The organism is Vibrio sp. 1F279, assembly GCF_041439815.1.
In the GTDB taxonomy this organism is placed as follows: domain Bacteria; phylum Pseudomonadota; class Gammaproteobacteria; order Enterobacterales; family Vibrionaceae; genus Vibrio; species Vibrio tasmaniensis_A.
This window is the reverse complement of the sequence record NZ_JBGOOU010000054.1, coordinates 1-20792: the sequence shown is the minus strand read 5'-3', so window position 1 is coordinate 20792 and position 20792 is coordinate 1. Positions and strand designations below refer to the sequence as shown.

20 protein-coding genes are annotated in these 20792 nt (G+C 43.1%); 12 read left to right on the top strand and 8 right to left on the bottom strand.

The features are described from left to right. Positions 1-52: 52 nt before the first annotated feature. From csdA to ACED60_RS23805, 3 genes are all read right to left on the bottom strand, one after another. Positions 53-1264, bottom strand: a complete 1212-nt coding sequence (gene csdA / locus ACED60_RS23815) for a cysteine desulfurase CsdA (RefSeq protein WP_371728607.1) — start codon at positions 1262-1264, stop codon at positions 53-55. 87 nt (positions 1265-1351) lie between these two features. Then, the gene (gene panE, locus ACED60_RS23810) at positions 1352-2245 is read right to left on the bottom strand and encodes a 2-dehydropantoate 2-reductase (protein WP_371728606.1); all 894 of its coding nucleotides are present in this window, start codon (positions 2243-2245) and stop codon (positions 1352-1354) included. 110 nt (positions 2246-2355) lie between these two features. Further along, positions 2356-3243, bottom strand: a complete 888-nt coding sequence (locus tag ACED60_RS23805) for an outer membrane protein OmpK (RefSeq protein ID WP_135385338.1) — start codon at positions 3241-3243, stop codon at positions 2356-2358. A 511-nt stretch (positions 3244-3754) separates the two neighbouring features. Between ACED60_RS23805 and ACED60_RS23800 the strand changes: the two genes are divergently transcribed. Further along, a complete protein-coding gene (locus ACED60_RS23800) occupies positions 3755-5101 on the top strand; it encodes a DUF4397 domain-containing protein (RefSeq protein WP_371728605.1) in 1347 nt (448 codons plus the stop codon). 77 nt (positions 5102-5178) lie between these two features. Here the strand turns inward: ACED60_RS23800 and ACED60_RS23795 are convergent, their stop codons facing one another. The 4 genes from ACED60_RS23795 to ACED60_RS23780 all read right to left on the bottom strand — a co-directional run bounded on the left by ACED60_RS23795 (position 5179) and on the right by ACED60_RS23780 (position 8924). Next, a complete protein-coding gene (locus ACED60_RS23795) occupies positions 5179-6537 on the bottom strand; it encodes an MFS transporter (protein ID WP_371728604.1) in 1359 nt (452 codons plus the stop codon). 51 nt (positions 6538-6588) lie between these two features. After that, complete coding sequence (locus ACED60_RS23790) at positions 6589-7137, bottom strand: peptidylprolyl isomerase (protein ID WP_009848367.1); 549 nt, start codon at positions 7135-7137, stop codon at positions 6589-6591. Beyond that, positions 7137-7706 (bottom strand): YajG family lipoprotein, encoded by a 570-nt coding sequence (locus tag ACED60_RS23785; RefSeq protein ID WP_009848368.1) that lies wholly within the window; start codon positions 7704-7706, stop codon positions 7137-7139. Before ACED60_RS23785 ends, ACED60_RS23790 begins: the two co-directional genes overlap by 1 nt. 66 nt (positions 7707-7772) lie before the next feature. Further along, positions 7773-8924: a methyltransferase gene (locus ACED60_RS23780; RefSeq protein WP_371728603.1), complete on the bottom strand. Its 1152-nt coding sequence runs from the start codon at positions 8922-8924 to the stop codon at positions 7773-7775. Between the two features lie 174 nt (positions 8925-9098). Between ACED60_RS23780 and bolA the strand changes: the two genes are divergently transcribed. The 9 genes from bolA to nqrM all read left to right on the top strand — a co-directional run bounded on the left by bolA (position 9099) and on the right by nqrM (position 17216). Then, positions 9099-9407 (top strand): transcriptional regulator BolA, encoded by a 309-nt coding sequence (bolA, locus tag ACED60_RS23775; protein ID WP_009848370.1) that lies wholly within the window; start codon positions 9099-9101, stop codon positions 9405-9407. Positions 9408-9926: 519 nt separating this feature from the next. Then, on the top strand, positions 9927-11267 hold the full coding sequence (locus ACED60_RS23770; protein ID WP_009848371.1) for a Na(+)-translocating NADH-quinone reductase subunit A: 1341 nt from the start codon (positions 9927-9929) through the stop codon (positions 11265-11267). A 5-nt stretch (positions 11268-11272) separates the two neighbouring features. Next, positions 11273-12517 carry an NADH:ubiquinone reductase (Na(+)-transporting) subunit B gene (locus tag ACED60_RS23765; protein ID WP_122046917.1) on the top strand — a complete coding sequence of 415 codons (1245 nt, stop codon included), beginning with the start codon at positions 11273-11275 and terminating at the stop codon, positions 12515-12517. Then, positions 12507-13274, top strand: a complete 768-nt coding sequence (locus ACED60_RS23760) for a Na(+)-translocating NADH-quinone reductase subunit C (protein ID WP_371695321.1) — start codon at positions 12507-12509, stop codon at positions 13272-13274. The genes ACED60_RS23765 and ACED60_RS23760 overlap by 11 nt, the downstream gene beginning before the upstream one ends. Beyond that, positions 13274-13906 carry an NADH:ubiquinone reductase (Na(+)-transporting) subunit D gene (locus ACED60_RS23755; RefSeq protein ID WP_004735210.1) on the top strand — a complete coding sequence of 211 codons (633 nt, stop codon included), beginning with the start codon at positions 13274-13276 and terminating at the stop codon, positions 13904-13906. Before ACED60_RS23760 ends, ACED60_RS23755 begins: the two co-directional genes overlap by 1 nt. Positions 13907-13913: 7 nt before the next feature. Next, entirely contained in the window at positions 13914-14510 is a 597-nt protein-coding gene (gene nqrE, locus ACED60_RS23750) for an NADH:ubiquinone reductase (Na(+)-transporting) subunit E (RefSeq protein ID WP_009848375.1), read from the top strand. Between the two features lie 29 nt (positions 14511-14539). Beyond that, positions 14540-15766 (top strand): NADH:ubiquinone reductase (Na(+)-transporting) subunit F, encoded by a 1227-nt coding sequence (gene nqrF / locus ACED60_RS23745; protein WP_009848376.1) that lies wholly within the window; start codon positions 14540-14542, stop codon positions 15764-15766. Positions 15767-15940: 174 nt separating this feature from the next. Beyond that, positions 15941-16945, top strand: coding sequence for an FAD:protein FMN transferase (locus ACED60_RS23740; RefSeq protein ID WP_009848377.1), 1005 nt, complete (start codon positions 15941-15943; stop codon positions 16943-16945). 16 nt (positions 16946-16961) lie between these two features. Then, on the top strand, positions 16962-17216 hold the full coding sequence (gene nqrM / locus ACED60_RS23735; protein ID WP_009848378.1) for a (Na+)-NQR maturation NqrM: 255 nt from the start codon (positions 16962-16964) through the stop codon (positions 17214-17216). 133 nt (positions 17217-17349) lie between these two features. Here the strand turns inward: nqrM and ACED60_RS23730 are convergent, their stop codons facing one another. Further along, positions 17350-18588: a response regulator gene (locus tag ACED60_RS23730; protein WP_009848379.1), complete on the bottom strand. Its 1239-nt coding sequence runs from the start codon at positions 18586-18588 to the stop codon at positions 17350-17352. A gap of 317 nt (positions 18589-18905) precedes the next feature. Between ACED60_RS23730 and ACED60_RS23725 the strand changes: the two genes are divergently transcribed. Together ACED60_RS23725 and ACED60_RS23720 are read left to right on the top strand one after the other, a co-directional pair. Next, complete coding sequence (locus ACED60_RS23725; protein WP_371728602.1) at positions 18906-20129, top strand: site-specific integrase; 1224 nt, start codon at positions 18906-18908, stop codon at positions 20127-20129. Then, complete coding sequence (locus tag ACED60_RS23720; protein WP_371728601.1) at positions 20119-20766, top strand: hypothetical protein; 648 nt, start codon at positions 20119-20121, stop codon at positions 20764-20766. Before ACED60_RS23725 ends, ACED60_RS23720 begins: the two co-directional genes overlap by 11 nt. Positions 20767-20792: the final 26 nt, after the last annotated feature.

The window sequence follows — 20792 nt, the reverse complement described above, 5'->3', positions numbered from 1 at the left end:
TCGCTACTCGCTACTCGCTACTCGCTACTCGCTACTCGCTACTCGCTACTCGCTACAGCATATCAACGGCTTTTTCTATCGCCGCTACGAGCTTTTCAACATCATCTAGATTGTTATAAATACCAAATGAAATACGAACCGTTCCTTTCACATTAAGTGCATCCATTAATGGGTGAGCACAGTGGTGTCCAGCACGTACTGCGATACCTTGTTGATCCAACAGGGTTGCAATATCTTGGTGGTGAACGCCATCCATCACAAAAGTAATCACACTTGCGTTGGGTTGATAACCCAATACCTGAATATCATCCAGTTTACTGAGTGCAAGATAAGTCTCGTGCTGTAGCTGGTGAATATGATTTTCGACATCTCGTTGAGCAAAATCACTTAACCATTCTATTGCGGTACTTAATGCTATCGCTCCTGCTACATTTGGCGTGCCCGCTTCAAACTTCCCCGGCAGTTCAGAAAATGTAGTGCCAGAGAAAGACACGCGCTCAACCATTTTGCCACCGCCATGCCAAGGGGGCATCGCTTGGAGCAATTCAAGCTTGCCATAAAGCACCCCAATACCAGCCGGAGCATAGAGCTTATGCCCAGAGAACACGTAGAAATCAGCCCCTAAAGCAGTCACATCTACAGGCTCATGAACAATACCTTGCGCTCCATCGACCACAACAATCGCATTCATCTTGTGTGCTTTCTCGATCACTTCTTTGATGGGCTGACGAGAACCAGTCACATTAGTTATCTGAGCCAGAGCAACAATCTTGGTTCGATCATTTAATAGAGCGTCAAAGGCAGCAAGATCAAATTCACAATCTGACGTCATCGGTACTTTTACGACTTTCGCTCCGGTTTGTTCTGCCACAATTTGCCAAGGTACGATGTTGGCGTGATGCTCCATTTCGCTAACCAAAATCTCATCACCAGCTTGAAGCGTACTTCTTGCGTGCGTTTGAGCTATCAGGTTGAGTGCTTCGGTTGCACCGCGAGTCCAAATGATCTCTTTTGAAGAAGCCGCGCCAATAAACTGAGCGACCTTATCTCTTGCGGCTTCAAATTGACTGGTCGCGTTCGCGGTTAAGCTGTGACTGCCACGGTGAACATTGGCATTTTGTTTGGAGTAGTATTGGCTAATGGCATCAATAACCACCTGAGGTTTTTGTGTCGTTGCTGCGCTGTCTAAATAAATCAACGGTTGTTGATTGATGGTTTGTGATAGCGCAGGAAACTGCTCTCGGATGTGATTGATATCAAGCATCTATTCTTACCTAAAATCTTGGAAATTGTTGCTAGCGTTATGCTGAGCGGTATCGTTATTTTATCGCGACTTGTTAATCGTTGCTGACTAATCTTGATGATTCCAGCGATTTTCTCGTTCTTTAACCTGCGTAAACAGCTTTTGGTTAACAGGAACCTCTATCTGATGCTTAAGTGCTGTTTTTATCAAGTGTCCGGTAATGAAGTCGATCTCTGTCTTTCGTTGGTAAAACATATCTTGCTTCATTGATGAATTGTTCTTTGCTGTCGCTTGAATAACCTTGTTGACGCTTGTTTCTAATTCGTCGAATGAACAAGTAATGCCTTCCGCCAGCATCACTTGCGTGAGTTCTTTAACTATAGAACTCAAAATATCGTTAAACCTTTGGTCTGCAAGCTCTCCATTTTTGATTTGTTCTAGCCCTGTTAGTGGGTTGATGGCGCAGTTGATGGCGAGTTTGGTCCATAGTGCTGTCTTGATCTCTGTATTCCAATTTACGCTCGGTAGGGCGTGTTCTAACACATCAACCAAAAAAGTGCACTGTTGCCCCTTGAGGTTAAAAGCACCCAATTGAGTTTGGCCGATTCCTGTGTGGGACACATTGTTGCTATTGGGTTTAAATGCAGCTTGGGTAGTGGTCGCCAATACTACAGGGTGAGCGTCAATTTGATTAGCAATGTTATCGACCGCTCCCATACCGTTGTGCATGAACATGAGGATGGTGTCAGAGTCTAGATATTGAAGTAACGGAGTGGTGGCTTCTTCTACTTGCCAAGCTTTGACCGTGAAAATAATCAAATCACTCGCTGATAGCTTTTCGATATTGTTGTTACTGAAGGAAAGGGAAGCTTGTCCATCAAGTGATAAGTCAATTGAGTTATAAGTGGAGCGACTCCATAAAGCCACATTATGACCAGCTTGAAGCAGTTTTATTGCCCATAAAGAGCCTATAGCCCCTGGGCCAACAATAGTGATGTTCACAGCAATACCGAGATAAGAAAGTGGTGCTGCAAGGATAGCGAGGCATTAAATGAAAGCAATAAAAAATGGCACCCGAGGGTGCCATTTAGGAAGCTTTCTTAGAAGTTCGATTAGAACTTGTAAGTTACTGCGAAGTAGTGACCTACGCCTGAAGTAGAGAATTCACCAATTTGTGGTTTATTCGGATCCAGTAGAGCACCATCTCTTAGACCGTATACATCTTGGTACAATTTAAGACCGTAACCTACAGCAAATTGGTCATTGTGCCAGTAAATACCATTGAACATAGCTCCGCCGTTGCTCGACTGGTTGTATGAACTATCACGACCAAACTCGTAATCGATGTAACCTTGGTAAGCAATGAATGAACCGTTATCGAAGTTTACGAATGGCTTAAACCAGTTTGTAGAAAATTGGTAACCGTTCCAGTCTTTCGCATTTAGATCGTACGTAGCGTAAAGGTTGAATTGCATTTTACCAAACCAAGGTACCATTACGTCTGAACCGATACCTGTTTTAGTTGCGTAACCACCGTCAGCTTTGCCATCGATAGTTGTGTAGTTTGCAACGTATAGTTCTTGTACTGGACCAAAAGAAAGATCTTTACCAGTCAGACCATCGATAGACATACGAGGCGCAAATTTAACAAACAGTTGATCGTCATTTGCTTTATCGCTGCCGCTATCGTTAGTTAGGTTGAATACATCAATGTAACCGTAAAGATCGAAGATACCAGAGCGTCCACCAAACTCCATTTCAAGATAAGTATGATCTTTGTCTTGAGGCTTCTCATCGATAGTGTGCATGATATTAAACTGCATCCAGTTGTAATCATTCTTGTGAGTATCGCCGTCAGAATAATCAGCCGCCATTACTGGAGCAGAAGCTGCTGCAAGTAGGCCAAGAGTTAAAAGTGATTTACGCATAATGGAACTCTCTATGTTTGAAATAAGTAACCCGCTAATCCGTGCGTGTTTATATGTCCGAATGCCGAGCATAATAGCGATTTTGTTCTCAAATAAAAGTGAGACAGAGTGAAAACTATGATTATTATGGTGAGCGCGATCACACTAACGATCTAAATGATGGAACTTTAATGCTGCTATGCATCTTGATGAATCCCCACTTCTATTGATTTTGTGAAATTCGATTATTTTGTGTATAAATTGGTGAAATACCGCTCTAAGCAAACGATTCTACCAAAAATCGTGACATGCATATCAAAATCAACAGTATTCCTTTCCAAGGCTTTTCGTGCTGAAAAGTGACTTAATCAAATCGCCCTCCATCCTGTCTTTGATCTATTTTTGACCAACTTCGTAATGGTGTTGGAATCAATTGATGAACAATTCATGTGATGACTAGCCTGACATTTAAATCTGTTTGTTTTTTCATCGCTGACAATATTGAGACCGTTCATTGCACCAATTTTGAGGCAACATTTAAAGATCTGCTCCTGAGCTTATCTTCTGTGTGACGAACTGGTCGAACTTTTTGGAGAGAAGACCAATGAAATATTCACCTATACTCGCTGTAGCGATGTCAGCCCTATTCATTGTAGGGTGTAATGATGACGATCAACCAACAACCCAGCTGCAAGCTGTTCACGCATCGCCAGATGCTCCACTAGCTAATGTGTTAGTTAATAGTCAGGCTCGTTGGACTGGGGTTGATTATGCTCAGGCGTCGGGTTACGCCTCGGTAAACCAAGGGCAGACAACTCTACAGGTCGATGTTCAACTCCCTGGAGATGGTGTGGCGACAGTGATTCCGCCAAGCCAGTTCGATTTAAGCGGTGATTTAGATTACACGGTGATGGTGGTCGGTGATGCTGACGGTTCCAACAACCCAATTGAGGCTCTCGTTGTGACACGACCTGCAGCTGGAACGGCGACGAGTTCGAGTTTGGATGTGCAAGTTGTTCACGCGGCAACTGGAGTTGGTGATGTGAATCTATACGTTACAGCACCGAATGATCCTCTAGGCGCACCGATTGGAACTTTGGGATACAAAGGGTTCACTGATGTGCTAAACATACCTGCAGGACAATATCGAGTGAGATTAGAAACCGTGAGTGGAAGTGCTATCGCGTTTGATTCAGGAGAGATCACTCTCCCTGCTGGTAGCGAGCTGACCATTGCAGCCGTGCCAAGAGCGGATTCAACCAGTACGTCTCCGGTGAAGCTGATGGTAATGGATGGCAAAAGTTCATCTATAATTTACGACATGGCAGAATCTGCAGAAGTGAGAGTAGGGCATTTAGTTGATGGTGCACCCTCTGTGGATGTGTTTGTAAACTCGGCTAAGTTTGCTCCTCTTGATGCTCTAATGTTTAAAGAAGTTCGTGGCTTCTTAGATTTGGCAGCAGGCAGTTACGATATCGATATTTATGAAACAGCAACCACCTCTCCAACATTCATTGATGTTGACGGTTTAGCGGTGTTTGCCGGAATGGATTACAGCATCTATGCCGTGGGGACGGTAAGTCCTCTCAATTTGGAAGCGCTAGTTGTTCCAGAAAATCGACGCTCTGTTGCAACCAGTGCAGTATTGAACATTACTCATGCTGCAGCTAATCCAATTGCAGCTTCGGTTGATATTTATTTAACCGAGAACGTGGGAATTTCTGGAAGTACTCCTGCGTTGAGTAATGTGAAATTCAAAGATTTCGCGAATGGTATTTATGTAGCTGCGGGAACTTACTATGTGACGATTACGGTGGCTGGCGATCCATCTACTGTTGCTATTGACTCCGCGCCTGCGACCTTAGTTAACGGTGTTGTGTATCAAGTAGTGGCGATTGATGATTCGATGGGAACGGGATTTAACTTAATAGTAAGTGAAACCACAGATTAATCCGTTAAGCGTCTGCAAATAGAAAATAGAAGAGGGTAGCTCAATGCTCCCCTCTTCTCTTTTGCTTTCTTTTTCTTTTATTCGTGGTTGTTTTTCGCTTTTTCTAATAAATCAGTGAAAAAGTGGCGTAGCGAATAGAGCATGATCAAACTCGGAATCACCATTAATGACGTCAGTATAAAGAAGGTTGACCAATCATTTAGGTAATCGACGAGCTCGCCACTGAATGAAGCCAGTGTTGTTCTACCGAAATTGCCTAAGGATGCTAATAAGGCATATTGCGTCGCTGAGAAAGCTTGACCAGTCAGTAAGGTTAAGAAAGAGACAAATGCTACCGTCGAAAAGGCGGTTGTGAAGTTATCGACAATGATAGTTGCCAAGAACAGAGTTTCACTAGGGCCTGCCTGAGCGATCCACGCAAACATTAGGTTGCTGGCTGCCATTGCGATGCCACCAATCATTAGTCCGCGTACAATACCGAATTTCACATTGAAGATACTGCCGAGCAAGGTGAAGAATATCGTCGCGCCCCAACCGATTAACTTAGAATAGTGGCCAATCTGTTCATTGCTAAAGCCTATCTCTTTATAGAAGGTGATAGACATTCTACCCAAGAAGGCTTCACCTATCTTAAATAGGAACACAAACAGTAGAAGGGTGATGGCAACTTGAACTCCGTTTCGTTTGAAGAAATCATAAAACGGTTCTAGCACTGTAACGCTGAACCAAGCGACGATTTTTGAACCCACAACTCTGTTGTGACGTTGTTGTGCTTGCTCTTGTAATGCTTCACGTTGTGTATTGGGTTCTCCGACAAAAAGAGTAAACAGCATTAACACGACAACCACACCAGCCATACCGTAATACACACCATTCCAACCGATTGAGTCAGCATTGATAAAAGCAAGATAACCTGGAAGAGAATAGCCAGTCCACCATCCCATCACGGCCATTGCGGATGCTTGTGGCAACTTTGATGCTTCCGATTTTGGAAATGAATCAATACGGAAGGCATCTATTGCGACATCTTGAGTTGCTGAGGCGATAGCTATTCCGAGAGCAAGCATAGAGGTGAACATCAAGTCATTGGCTGGGTTTACTCCAGCAATGAACAGGGTACAGATCAATACCAAGCTTTGGCACAAGAATATCCAACTGCGTCGTTGGCCTAATATCGCGTGTAAAACTGGCAGTTTGACTCGGTCTACCAACGGTGCCCATAAAAAGTTAATAGCATAGACAGCAAACACACTGCCGAAATAACCGATCGCAGCACGAGTTAAACCGGCATCTTTTAGCCAACCAGACATGTTGGATCCAATCAGAACCCATGGGAAGCCACTCGAACAACCGAGCATAAACACCCAAAGTAGACGTTTGTCTAAGTAGCTGCGGAAAGTTTGCATCCAAGAAAGAGAGGGGGTGCCTGATGACATGGGGCGTCCTTGTATAGAAAACGCCCTTAAGAATAAGGGCGTTACATTGGATTACTTAAGAAGGGTCACTTTAGTGATGACGATTGGGTCGACAGGAATGTCTGACATGCGGCCCATTCGCTTGGTTGGAATTGTTGCCATCTTCTGAACAACGTCAAAACCATCGGTTACTTTACCAAACACAGCGTAACCAGGATTACCGCCTTTCGCGTTTAAGAAATCGTTGTCTGCAAAGTTAATGAAGAACTGGCGAGTTGCAGAATCTGGTGCATTGGTGCGAGCCATTGCGATCGTTGCAGTATCATTCTTCAGGCCATTGCTGCCTTCATTTTTGATAGGCGCATAAGTTGCTAATTGCTTCATATCTTGATCGAAGCCACCACCCTGAGCCATAAAGCCCGGGATCACACGGTGAAACTGAGTGCCTTCGTAGCTACCGTCAGCAACATATTTCAGAAAGTTATCAACACTAACCGGTGCTTGCTCTTGGTTTAGCTCGATAGTGAAGCCGCCTAATGTTGTTTCTACGTTCACTTTAGGACCAGCCCAAACGCTCACGCTCACCAGCATCAATGCGATAGAAGATAGAATGCGCCCCATTAGAAACGTTCCTTCATGTAAGTTTGCAGCTCTTGGTCATTGGCAATCTCTTTAAGAACTAAGTCGATAACATCGTTTAGTACCATTGCGATATCGTCATTTGATGCACTTAATGCACCTGTGCGAGTTGCTGTACCATTGAATGTCTTAACTAGCTTGCCTTCAGGCGTTTCAGCGGTTACTTCAAGAGTTACTTTACCATCCATTTGGTTTTCCATGATGGTGTGCTTGACGGTAACAAGCGCTTCTTGAATCTCTAAAACAATTGAGTTTTCACTGTTAACGCTTGCACGAAAACCTTGAGACTCCAATTGTTGAGCAATAGCGTTTTCTAGAGAAATACGCATGTTTTGCTTAGCGTGAATTGGCTGAATGTTTGAACGGCCACTATCAACCAATGCAACATATTGAGCGGCACGAACATCTTTACTGGTTAGTGTGTATGTTTTGCCTTGTACAAGGTTGCTTGAGCTTAGTGAAGCTTCTGGCATTACGTTGATCTGTTCTTGCTGAGGGGCTGAACATGCTGTCAAAGCCAAAATAGAAGCAGCCAAAATCAGTTTTTTCATTCCTTTATCCTTTCTAAATTCACACCAGGAGCTCGGTATCTTAAATTCTTGTGACGTCGTTTCTGCTTATTTATTAAAATTCGCAGGTTCTCTTGTTGCTTGTAATATCTCAAATTTCTGGTTTAGTTCAAGCGTTTCAACGTTTGCTTCACCAAATAGTCTTGCTAGTTTGACATCGTATCCGAGGTGTCGGTTACCAATAACAATTAATTTGCCTCCGTTGCTAAGAACATGCTTTGCATCACAGAACATTTGCCATGCAATGTGATCTGTAATCGCTTGTTGTTGGTGGAACGGAGGGTTACACATAACTAAGTAAGTGCTGTTTTTCTTAAAACCATCTAAACAGTTATTGGCGATGAACTGGAAATTACCTTCTTCGCCAAGGTTATCCTTAATATTTTGGCGCGCTGATTCCACTGCCATAAAGCTTTCATCAACACAGGTGATACGCGCTTGTGGGTTTAATTGCCCAGCTTTTACACTCAATACACCGTTGCCACAACCTAGGTCGATAATATGACGCAGTTCAGGATCTTGAGGGATGTGCTCTAGCATATAGCGAGCGCCTTGATCGAGTGCCTCGCCTGAGTAAACGTTCGGTAAATTTTTCAGGCGAATATCTTCACCGTCTACATCCCATTCAACAAAAGGCTCGACCGTTTGAATCGGCTGACAATTTGGTGAAGAGATAACCAAGCGATGTTTCTTCTTCGCTAGAGAAGTTTTGGTTTCGCCTAGGTATTTTTCGAAAATATTAAGTGTAGATGTGTGGATATCTTTTACTTTGTTTACACCGATGACTTGGCAGCCTTCTGGCAACGCTTGGCGTAGTTGGCTCAATTGCCATATTAGGTGACGGTTTGTTTTCGGTAGTTGCATGATCACAAGGTCGATACCGTGTGGGGTATCATCCATCGTATTCAGGAAGTTCACACGGTTACTTTGATTGCGCTGCAAGTTTTTTAGCGCACCGCGATGAGAGATAAACGAGTCGCTCATCATGGTGACATCATGATCTTTAGAGAACCATGCCGACAGGGCACCAAAGCTATCGTTCATGATCAGGATGTGTTTGCCAGGTTCAAGATTCATCTCTTCAACGTGACTAATAATGTATTCGTCGCCCGCATCCCAAGCTTGAAGGGTTTCATTTGAACGGTTGGGGAAACGATGTAAGGTCAAAGTTCTATCGAGAAGAGTAAGTTCGGTTTTCATAGCTTGAGATACTTATGTAAGAAATAACAAAGATATTGTCTCAAATGCAGCCTGAACAAGATAGAAAAAACTCAACCAAACCTAAGTCGTTCGTTATGAAATACTCAGACAGTCGACCAGTTAGGGTTTATACTTCCCCCACAGATAATGCCAATACGTTATTAAGGAATCATAATGATCCAAGAAGTTATCGAAACAAAATTGCACAATGAGTTTTCACCAAGTCATTTAAACGTGGTCAATGAGAGCTACATGCACAATGTTCCGGCTGGTTCTGAGAGTCATTTTAAAGTGATTGTTGTCAGCGATGCGTTTGAAGGCTTGCGCCTTATTGGTCGTCATCGAGCGGTAAATAAAGCACTTTCAGAAGAGCTAGCGAATAATATTCACGCACTATCTATTCACACTTATACAAAAGATGAATGGATGAAGCAACTCGATAACGTGCCAGACAGCCCTATGTGTATGGGCGGTGGTAAGTAATAAAACTAACTGATAGAAGAGGTGGCGATGCTGCCTTTTTTATCACCAGGCTGATGTGTTTTTAGGGTTTATATCACTCAAATTGATGTCAAATTAGGCGTCTTTAAATACCTACAATGAGTAATGTTTTTATTAACAGTGTTTCAACATAACTCGTAAAATATTAGTTTGTGACAGAGTATTAATCTCTTGTTTAAAACACGATTCAAAAGCCATTTTATCTGTGCGGCTCGTCAAATTTATACATATTTGAGAGTCCATATGCTTCAAATCTCACCAAATTAAGGCCGTATTCAAGTTATTGGTCATGGCATCAAGTTGTCAAAAAATGCTAGAATACGGCACCTGATAAATCTCACATAATCTTTGTGATGGGTTTATTAATGTAATGTTGCGATTTTGGTATCTCGAATTTACCAAAACCGGACACTGTAATGTCGTGTCTAAGGGCGATTTTAAAACGTCCCGAATTTACGCAATTAAAAGAATCTTTTTCCCGATAAAGTAGTGCAAGTGCGTATGATTACAATAAAGAAGGGTTTGGATCTTCCTATCGCAGGAACTCCATCCCAGGTGATTAATGATGGTAAGTCCATCACTAAAGTCGCCTTGCTTGGCGAAGAGTACGTTGGTATGCGTCCTACGATGCATGCTCGCGTTGGTGATGAAGTGAAGAAAGGCCAAGTTCTTTTTGCAGATAAAAAGAACCCAGGTGTTGTATTTACTTCTCCAGCAAGCGGTAAAGTTATTGAAGTGAACCGTGGTGCTAAGCGTGTTCTTCAATCAGTAGTGATTGAAGTAGCAGGCAATGAGCAAATCACGTTCAATAGCTATGAAGCTAACCAACTAGTAAGTCTTGACCGTGAAACGGTTAAAACTCAGTTAGTTGAGTCTGGCGCATGGACCGCTTTGCGAACTCGTCCGTTCAGCAAGGTTCCAGCAGTTGATTCTGAAACTCAGGCTATTTTCGTTACTGCTATGGATACTAATCCGCTAGCAGCTGAGCCAGAATTAATCATTAACGAGCAGTCTGATGCTTTCGTTGCTGGTTTAGATCTTCTTTCAACTCTGACTAACGGTAAAGTGTACGTTTGTAAAAAAGGTACTAGCTTACCTCGTTCAGCTCAGTCTAACGTTGAAGAACATGTTTTTGATGGCCCACACCCTGCAGGTCTTGCAGGCACGCATATGCATTACCTATATCCGGTAAATGCACAAAATGTAGCGTGGAGCATTAACTACCAAGATGTTATCGCATTCGGTAAGCTTTTCCTTACTGGTGAGATTTACTCTGAGCGTGTTGTTTCTCTGGCTGGTCCAGTGGTGAATAACCCACGTCTAGTTCGTACTCAAATTGGTGCTAGCCTTGAAGAGTTGACAGACAGCGAGTTAATGCCAGGCGAAGTTCGTGTGATTTCTGGTTCTGTACTTACGGGTACTGAAGCAACAGGTCCACATGCTTTCCTTGGTCGTTACCATCAGCAAGTTTCTGTTCTACGTGAAGGTCGTGATAAAGAGCTATTCGGCTGGGCTATGCCTGGTAAGAACAAGTTCTCTGTTACTCGTTCATTCCTTGGTCACCTGTTTAAAGGTCAGTTGTTCAACATGACAACGACGACAAACGGTAGTGACCGCTCAATGGTTCCAATTGGTAACTACGAGCGCGTAATGCCTCTAGATATGGAACCTACATTGCTGCTTCGTGATCTATGTGCAGGCGACATTGATAGTGCTCAAGCACTTGGTGCGCTAGAACTAGACGAAGAAGATGTAGCATTGTGTACCTTTGTATGTCCAGGTAAGTACGAGTACGGTCAACTACTTCGTGAATGCCTAGATACGATTGAGAAGGAAGGGTAATTTTCATGGGCCTTAAAAAGTTTCTTGAAGACATCGAGCATCATTTTGAGCCAGGTGGTAAACACGAGAAGTGGTTTGCGCTTTACGAAGCAGCAGCGACAGTGTTTTACACGCCAGGTCTTATCACAAAGAAAAGCTCACACGTTCGTGATAGTGTTGATTTAAAACGTATCATGATCATGGTTTGGTTCGCGGTATTCCCAGCAATGTTCTGGGGTATGTACAACGCGGGTGGCCAAGCTATCGCTGCACTTAACCATATGTACGCAGGCGCTGAACTAGCATCTGTTATCAGTGGTAACTGGCACTACTGGCTAACCGAAATGCTTGGAGCCTCCTTAGGGTCCGATGCTGGTGTTGGCAGCAAGATGCTACTTGGTGCGACATACTTCCTACCTATCTACGCAACGGTATTCATCGTAGGTGGTTTCTGGGAAGTTCTGTTCTGTATGGTGCGTAAGCACGAAGTAAACGAAGGTTTCTTTGTTACTTCTATCTTATTCGCGCTTATCGTTCCGCCAACACTTCCTCTATGGCAAGCAGCACTAGGTATTACCTTCGGTGTTGTTGTAGCGAAAGAGATCTTCGGTGGTACGGGTCGTAACTTCCTGAACCCTGCACTTGCTGGCCGTGCGTTCCTATTCTTTGCATACCCTGCACAGATTTCAGGTGACGTAGTTTGGACTGCTGCAGATGGTTTCTCTGGTGCAACTGCTCTTAGCCAGTGGGCTCAAGGCGGCGGTAGTGCACTAATGAACGTAACATCAGGTGAAGCAATCACTTGGATGGACGCATTCATTGGTAACATCCCAGGTTCTATCGGTGAAGTATCGACTCTAGCACTTATGATTGGTGCTGCGATGATCGTTTACATGCGTATCGCTTCATGGCGTATCATTGCCGGTGTAATGATCGGTATGATTGCTGTGTCTACGTTGTTCAACGTGATCGGTTCTGATACTAACGCAATGTTCAGCATGCCTTGGCATTGGCACCTAGTTCTAGGTGGCTTCGCATTCGGTATGTTCTTCATGGCGACAGACCCAGTATCAGCTTCATTTACCAATAAAGGTAAGTGGTGGTACGGCATCCTAATCGGCGCAATGTGTGTAATGATTCGTGTAGTTAACCCTGCATACCCAGAAGGCATGATGCTTGCGATTCTATTCGCAAACCTATTTGCTCCTCTGTTTGACCACGTTGTAATCGAGAAGAACATTAAGCGGAGACTAGCGCGCTATGGCAAGTAATAACGATAGCATTAAAAAGACGCTGTTTGTTGTTATCGCATTGAGCCTAGTGTGCTCAATCATCGTTTCAACAGCTGCAGTTGTTCTTAAACCTAAGCAGCAAGCTAACGCAGTTCTGGATCAGCAAACTAAGATCCTTGAAGTTGCGGGTATTGAGCTTGCAGGTGATATCCCAGCACTCTACGCAGAGAACATCGAACCTCGTCTAGTTGATTTCGCTACTGGCGATTTCGTTGACGGCGATGCTGCTGCATACGACCAACGTAAAGCGGCAAAAGATCCAGCTCAGTCAATCAAGCTTTCAGCTGAAGAAGACATCGCTAAGATCATTCGTCGTGCTAACACAGGTACTGTATACCTAGTGAAAGATGGCGCTGAAACTTCTAAAGTTATCATCCCTGTTCACGGTAACGGCCTATGGTCAATGATGTACGCATTCGTTGCGGTAGAAACTGATGGCAACACAGTTTCTGGTATCACTTACTACGAGCAAGGTGAAACTCCTGGACTTGGTGGTGAAGTTGAGAACCCAACTTGGCGCGCTCAATTCGTTGGTAAGAAATTATTCGACGAAAACCACAAACCTGCTATTCAGGTTGTTAAAGGTGGCGCTCCTCAAGGTTCTGAGCACGGTGTAGATGGCCTTTCTGGTGCAACACTGACTAGCGTTGGTGTTCAACATACATTTGACTTCTGGTTAGGTGATATGGGCTTTGGTCCGTTCCTAGCAAAAGTTCGTGACGGAGGTCTGAACTAATGTCTAGTGCAAAAGAAATTAAAAAGAGCATCTTAGCGCCTGTGTTGGATAACAACCCAATCGCGCTACAGGTTCTTGGTGTGTGTTCTGCTCTTGCGGTAACCACTAAGCTAGAAACAGCATTTGTTATGACTATCGCGGTAATGTTCGTTACTGCTCTGTCTAACTTCTTCGTTTCTTTAATCCGTAACCACATTCCTAACAGTGTGCGTATCATCGTTCAGATGGCAATTATCGCATCATTAGTAATCGTGGTAGACCAAGTGCTTAAAGCATACCTATACGATATCTCTAAGCAGCTATCTGTATTCGTTGGCCTAATCATTACTAACTGTATTGTAATGGGTCGTGCTGAAGCATTCGCAATGAAGTCTGCGCCAATCCCATCGTTTATCGACGGTCTTGGTAACGGTCTTGGTTACGGTTTCGTTCTTATCACTGTTGGTTTCTTCCGTGAGCTTCTAGGCTCTGGCAAACTATTTGGTATGGAAGTACTACCTCTAGTGAGCAACGGTGGTTGGTATCAGCCAAACGGCTTGATGCTTCTAGCACCTTCAGCATTCTTCCTAATTGGTTTCTTGATTTGGGCAATTCGTGTGTTCAAACCAGAACAAGTAGAAGCGAAGGGGTAAGGTAGTCATGGAACATTATATTAGTCTGCTAGTTAAATCGATTTTCATCGAAAACATGGCGCTTTCTTTCTTCCTAGGTATGTGTACGTTCCTAGCGGTATCTAAGAAAGTTAAAACTTCTTTTGGTCTTGGTGTTGCGGTAGTTGTAGTACTTACAATTGCTGTTCCTGTAAACAACCTTGTTTACACACACATCCTGAAAGAAAACGCGCTTGTTGAAGGTGTCGATTTAAGTTTCCTTAACTTCATCGCATTCATCGGTGTTATCGCGGCACTTGTACAAATCCTAGAGATGGTTTTAGACCGTTTCTTCCCACCTTTGTACAACGCACTAGGTATCTTCCTTCCACTGATCACAGTTAACTGTGCAATCTTTGGTGGTGTATCTTTCATGGTAACGCGTGACTACAACTTTGCTGAATCTGTTGTTTACGGCTTCGGTTCTGGTGTGGGTTGGATGTTAGCTATCGTTGCTCTTGCGGGTATCCGTGAGAAGATGAAGTACTCTGACGTACCTCCAGGTCTTCGTGGCCTTGGTATCACGTTCATTACTGTTGGTCTGATGGCGTTAGGCTTTATGTCTTTCTCTGGTGTTCAACTGTAGGGTAAGCACCCAGTAATAAGGAATAACAAATGCAAAGCATTATTCTTGGCGTAGCGATGTTTACCATTATTGTATTGGCTCTAGTACTAGTGATTCTTTTCGCTAAGTCTAAGCTAGTACCATCAGGTGACATCACTATTGCTGTAAACGGCGACCCTGAAAAGGCGATCGTTACTCAGCCTGGTAGCAAGCTACTTGGTGCCCTAGCTGGCGCTGGTATCTTCGTATCTTCTGCTTGTGGTGGCGGTGGCTCTTGTGGTCAGTGTCGTGTAAAGGTTAAGTCTGGTGGTGGCGACATCCTTCCAACTGAACTTGATCACATCACAAAAGGTGAAGCTCGCGAAGGCGAACGTCTTGCATGTCAAGTTGCTATGAAAACTGACATGGAGATTGAACTAGACGAAGACATCTTTGGTGTGAAGAAGTGGGAATGTACTGTTATCTCTAACGATAACGAAGCTACTTTCATCAAAGAATTGGCTCTAGCTATCCCTGAAGGTGAAGAAGTTCCGTTCCGCGCGGGTGGTTACATTCAGATTGAAGCTGAACCACATCACGTGAAATACGCAGATTACGATATTCCTGAGGAATACCGTGGTGACTGGGATAAGTTCAACTTGTTCCGTTACGAGTCTATCGTTAAAGAGCATTCGATCCGTGCTTACTCTATGGCTTCATACCCAGAAGAGAAAGGCATCATCAAGCTTAACGTGCGTATCGCAACTCCGCCGCCAAACAACCCTGACGTAGCTCCTGGTGTGATGTCTTCATACATCTGGTCTCTTAAAGAAGGCGACAAATGTACTATTTCTGGTCCATTTGGTGAGTTCTTTGCTAAAGACACAGACAATGAAATGGTATTCATCGGTGGTGGTGCAGGTATGGCGCCAATGCGTTCACATATCTTCGACCAACTTAAGCGTCTTAACTCTACTCGTAAGATGTCTTACTGGTACGGTGCACGTTCTAAGCGTGAGATGTTCTACATTGAAGACTTCGACGGCCTAGCGGCTGCAAACGAAAACTTCGTGTGGCATTGTGCTCTGTCTGATCCTCAACCTGAGGACAACTGGGACGGTTACACTGGTTTCATCCACAACGTATTGTACGAAAACTACCTGAAGGATCACGAAGCTCCTGAAGACTGTGAGTACTACATGTGTGGTCCACCAATGATGAACGCGGCTGTGATCGGCATGCTGAAAGATCTTGGTGTAGAAGATGAAAACATCCTACTAGATGACTTCGGTGGTTAATCCATTTAAGTGATTGATATTATGGCTGACTCTTACGAGTCAGCCATTTGTTTTTCTAAGACTACTCGTGACAACAAACTGGCTTATATAAGAAAGAGTAAGGCATTTAAAATACCTATTTTTCATTCTTATTTTTCCTTATATAAATCCTCAACATTAGACAGGAGTAAGCAAGTGAGAATTTGGCTTGTTGCATTAACTTCTTTGATTTTTCTTGCGGGCTGTGAGCAGGCAAGAGAGCAAGTACATTTAAGTGGTCCGACAATGGGGACCAGTTATAACATTAAGTACATCAATGGCGATGAATTTCCTGAGTCTAAAGAAGTTCATACCGAGATCGATCGTCTACTTGAAGAAGTTAATGATCAAATGTCGACTTACCGTGAAGATTCAGAGCTGAGCCGTTTCAACCAACACAAAGGTGCGGACGCATTCGAAGTATCTGAACAAACCGCTATCGTTGTGAAAGAAGCGATTCGTTTGAACGGTCTTACTGAAGGTGCGTTGGATGTGACGGTTGGTCCATTAGTTAACTTGTGGGGTTTTGGTCCAGAAGCACGTCCTGAAGTGGTTCCATCAGACGAAGAGCTTGCGGCTCGTAAGGCTAAGATTGGTATTCATCACTTAAGCGTTGAAGGTAATAAGCTAAGCAAAGATTTGCCTAACTTGTATGTTGACCTTTCGACTATCGCAAAAGGTTGGGGCGTGGATGTCGTTGCTGACTACCTCGATTCAATTGGCATTCATAACTACATGGTAGAAGTGGGCGGTGAAATCCGTTTGAAGGGCTTAAACCGTGAAAGTGTGGGTTGGCGTATCGCCATCGAGAAGCCAAGTGTTGACGAGCGCAACATTCAAGAGATCATCGAGCCTGGTGATATGGCGATCGCAACGTCTGGCGACTACCGAAACTATTTTGAGCGTGATGGTGTTCGTTATTCACACATCATCAACCCAGAAACAGGTAAGCCGCTTCATCACAAAGTGGTTTCAGTGACTGTTTTAAACCCGTCTTCAATGACTGCAGACGGTTTATCTACTGGCCTTATGGTCTTAGGTGAAGAAAAAGGACTGGAAGTCGCAAACCAACATAACATCCCAGTGTTCATGGTGGTAAAAACAGCTGATGGCTTTAAAGAAATTGCTTCAGAAGCATTTAAGCCATACTTAGGTAAATAAGGTAAGCGAGATAATTATGAATACATTTCTGATTACATTTGGTGTTTTTCTTGCAGTAATCGCAGCGATGTCAATTGGCTATATTATCCAAAAGAAAGTTGTGAAAGGTAGCTGTGGTGGCTTAGGTGCTGTTGGTATTGATAAAGTATGTAACTGCCCTGAACCTTGTGATGCGCGTAAAAAACGTGAAGCACGTGAAGCATACCGTGAAGAGAAACTGGCAGAACGTCAACAAAAAGAAGCGGCTTGGAGTAAAGACCGTATCGCTTAATTGGTGACAGTCATAGGGGAATAGAGTTGTCTATGCCCTTAGAATAAGAAGCTCAAGATTATCGTCTTGAGCTTTTTTTGTTTGAGTGAACTGTCTATTTTGGAATGCTAAAAACGGAAACAAAAACGAATTTCTAGTGGTCGATTTGCATGTTATTGCGCGCAAAGACCAGTTGGTTCCTACCTTGTTCTTTTGCAGTATAAAGTAGTTCGTCCGCGGCTTTTATTTGCTCATCCAAACTGCCAACTAAGTCGCTTAACCCGATACTCATGCTGACTTTAATCCGTTGTGAGTCATGAATAACTTCTTGGTTTTGTATCGCAATCCTCATTGACTCTAGCGTGTCGACAAATTCTTCAAATGGTCGGCATGATTGAATGCAGAACTCTTCACCGCCGAAACGAACGGCGACATCATCTTTAAAATGATTTTTGATGATCTTTCCGACTTCAATGAGTACCGCATCGCCACCATCATGACCGTAGGTATCATTCACCTTTTTAAAGAAGTCTATATCCATCATGGCGATGCTGCGATGTTCGCAGCCTTTACATGTTTGATTGAATAGATAACGACGGTTCCAAAGCCCGGTCAGAGCATCTTCATTTGCATGACGAAATAGTTCATTGGTGGCCTCTTTCATATCGAGTAGCTGATGAATACGGCAGAAAAACTCTTCTTGGTTAAATGGCTTGTAAAGGAAGTCGTTGGCACCAGCCTTAAGGAAACGAGCTGTCATGGTTCGGTCGTCACTGCCAGATAGCCCAAGAATAGCGAGTTGATTACGATCATGGTGTACTCGAATGTCACGGGTCATCGAAATGCCATCTTTGTTTGGCATGTCATGATCGGTAACGACGAAAGTGATGTCGGGGTCGTTTTGGAGAAGCTCTAGTGCTTGTTCGCCATCTTCCGCTTGAATCGTTTGAATATATTGGTGCTCAAGAAGTTGCACTACATATCGACGAACAACCGCAGAATCATCAACAACCAAGGCTTTATGATATCGGTTATTTGAGATTCGATTAACCAAAGGAAGCAAATAACTGACTGATGACATGCTGTCTTTGAGGATGTAATCAATCACACCCTTCGCGAGTACTTGTTCTCGAAGTGTGTTGTTGAACATGCCGGTTAGGACTATAATTTTTTGTTGATAGCCGAGTACCAAATCAATGATCTCGCCATCTTGACCATCGGGTAAGCAGTAATCGAGCACCGCGCACAAGAAATCCGTATCTTGTTCTAAGATAGCTTTAGCTTCAGCCACTGATTCAGCCAGCGCAACCTCATAGCCATCATTTTTAAATTGCTGGTACAGGTAGTTTCTGAATGCACGACTATCTTCGACTACTAGTATTTTATCACTCAAAAGTTATCCCTACTTATAGGTTAAATACTCTCTAACAATACTATCAGAATAGTAAGTGGCTAATGAAGTTAAAGCTATTTAGCTGGGCTCCAGATCATTTTAAATCTGAGAATAATTGATTATACTGTTTATAAATACAGTTGTAAGGTTGGGTTATTCCTAGATGTGTAGTGCGAGTGAAGAGAAAGTAAGAAAGATAATCCACGTTGATATGGACTGTTTTTAAACTCGCAGGTGTTAACTTTTAGAACAACTTGTAAGTAAAATAATACCTACTACATTTAAACCTCAGGGCGATAACATTTGGGTCTAAATGTATGCAGCGCATTTTCGATAAGTTACATAACGGTCATTGGATTTATCTTTATGATGAAGATGTTCCTATTCTTCTACCTTGTCTCTATTGTCGATACACTCATGTGACAGGCCATTCGGTAATTAATGAAAATAAACGTGTTGAACTTACTGGTGCTTGCGAGTTCTTATTCAAAGAGGAGGAAATTGGAGATTATGCTCAATACGAACGAGGTCAACAACTTGGTCTGTTCTTAGAGTGGGTAGAGGAATACGATCACCCTTCAGTCAACCTTGCTTGGCATACCGCCCTCCCAGCCGAGTACATTAATGAATACATTAATGAACACCTAATTGTAAAACTGCAAAAAAGCGAAGTGGTTGTGTATAAGGCTCTCAATTCTTTGTGTAGCTATTACAACTGGCTGAACTGCTTTTTTGATGCAAACTATAAAAAGATATTTATTTTTGCTGAATATAGAGCGTTAGCTAGAGCAAATAACAAATCTAATCTCATTGTGAAATACCTTCTTCCGGCGACAAGGGAGCTGCTCTATAGGCATACGGACAGTTTACTAGAGGAAATCGTTCTTAGAAATGGTGGTGAGTTAGGTTGTCGAACCTCGGAAAACCAAGGGTTTTATCTAGGTAACTTTCAGGCTGATGGTAAAATGCGCGAGGGCTTACTGAGCTTATTTAATCACCAGAAAGAATCTCCTGAAAAAGAAGAGTTTGAATATCACCTTCCATCTTTTGATGCGAAATACGGTTCCGCACGAATTCTCTATATTTCTCGCGATCAACTGCAATTGATGGAGCGCTACTATAATACGGAGCGCCCAGAATCAGCGTCGAATCATTTACTTGTGTCGAATTCAAGTAATCACACAAAAGGGGAAATGATTAGTAAAAGGTACGGAAGTGCCACTTTTTCTAAGACCCTTAAGGCGTTACGAAGGGTGATGAGTGAAAACCAAGAGGCTTATTCAGGTTATCAAACTTTAGATGAGGCTAATGTTTACCATCATTTAAGGCACTCTTTTGGCACAGATATATTTCACGACTTATGTGTTGCGGCCAAAAAGAATTACGAGTCAATCACTACTGAATCAAGGGTTTACCTAGAAACAGCTCGTCGCCTTGGTCACAAGGTGGGCGGTAAGCATTCCAACAACACAACAAAAATCTACATTCATGCTTGTGGGGAGAGAGAAGGATTGTCGAGGGAGGTAGCTAATGCAACGTAGTGATGAATCGGGGATTAGTGGGCAACTTTTGACCAGCTCTGAAATCGAGGTGCTACTTTCAGTTGACTTAAAGCAAAATAAGTCTGTCGCTTTACTTGAACAGTCGTTTTGTTCAACGTCACTTTTTGTACCTAAAATTCAAGGTAGTAACTCTCAGTATACTCTAACCATGACGGACTGGTCTCACCCAGATAAAGTATTGTTATATAAGGCTATGATTGCCTCTTATAACTATGTATTTTTTGATAAAGAGGCCTCAATTTATGCAAAAAGATTTTTTGCTCATGCGGCACGCTCTTTTATAGAATGGCTGAATGTACATGTCATTGAAAGTCGTTATAAAATTTTAAAGGCTTATGAAGCTGACCGTATGGAGGCGTTGAATAATCATGGCGGTAGTAGTCCTTTACGCAGATTAATTGGAGTCCTGAACTATGCGATTGATTCTGCAGTTTTCCGTGATGAAATTAGTGCAGATGACTACCAGTTTTTAAGGGAGCTGAAAAAAATAAAGGTAAGCCCGAACCTAAATAAATCCCAAAAATCACTGGCCAGTTATTTCGGTGCACTGGATTGGTTAAGAAGGGATGATATTGGTATAGGTAAAGGGCTTTGTTGCGTAATTCAATGGAACTAAATCCAGAACCTACGATCTGATCTGCT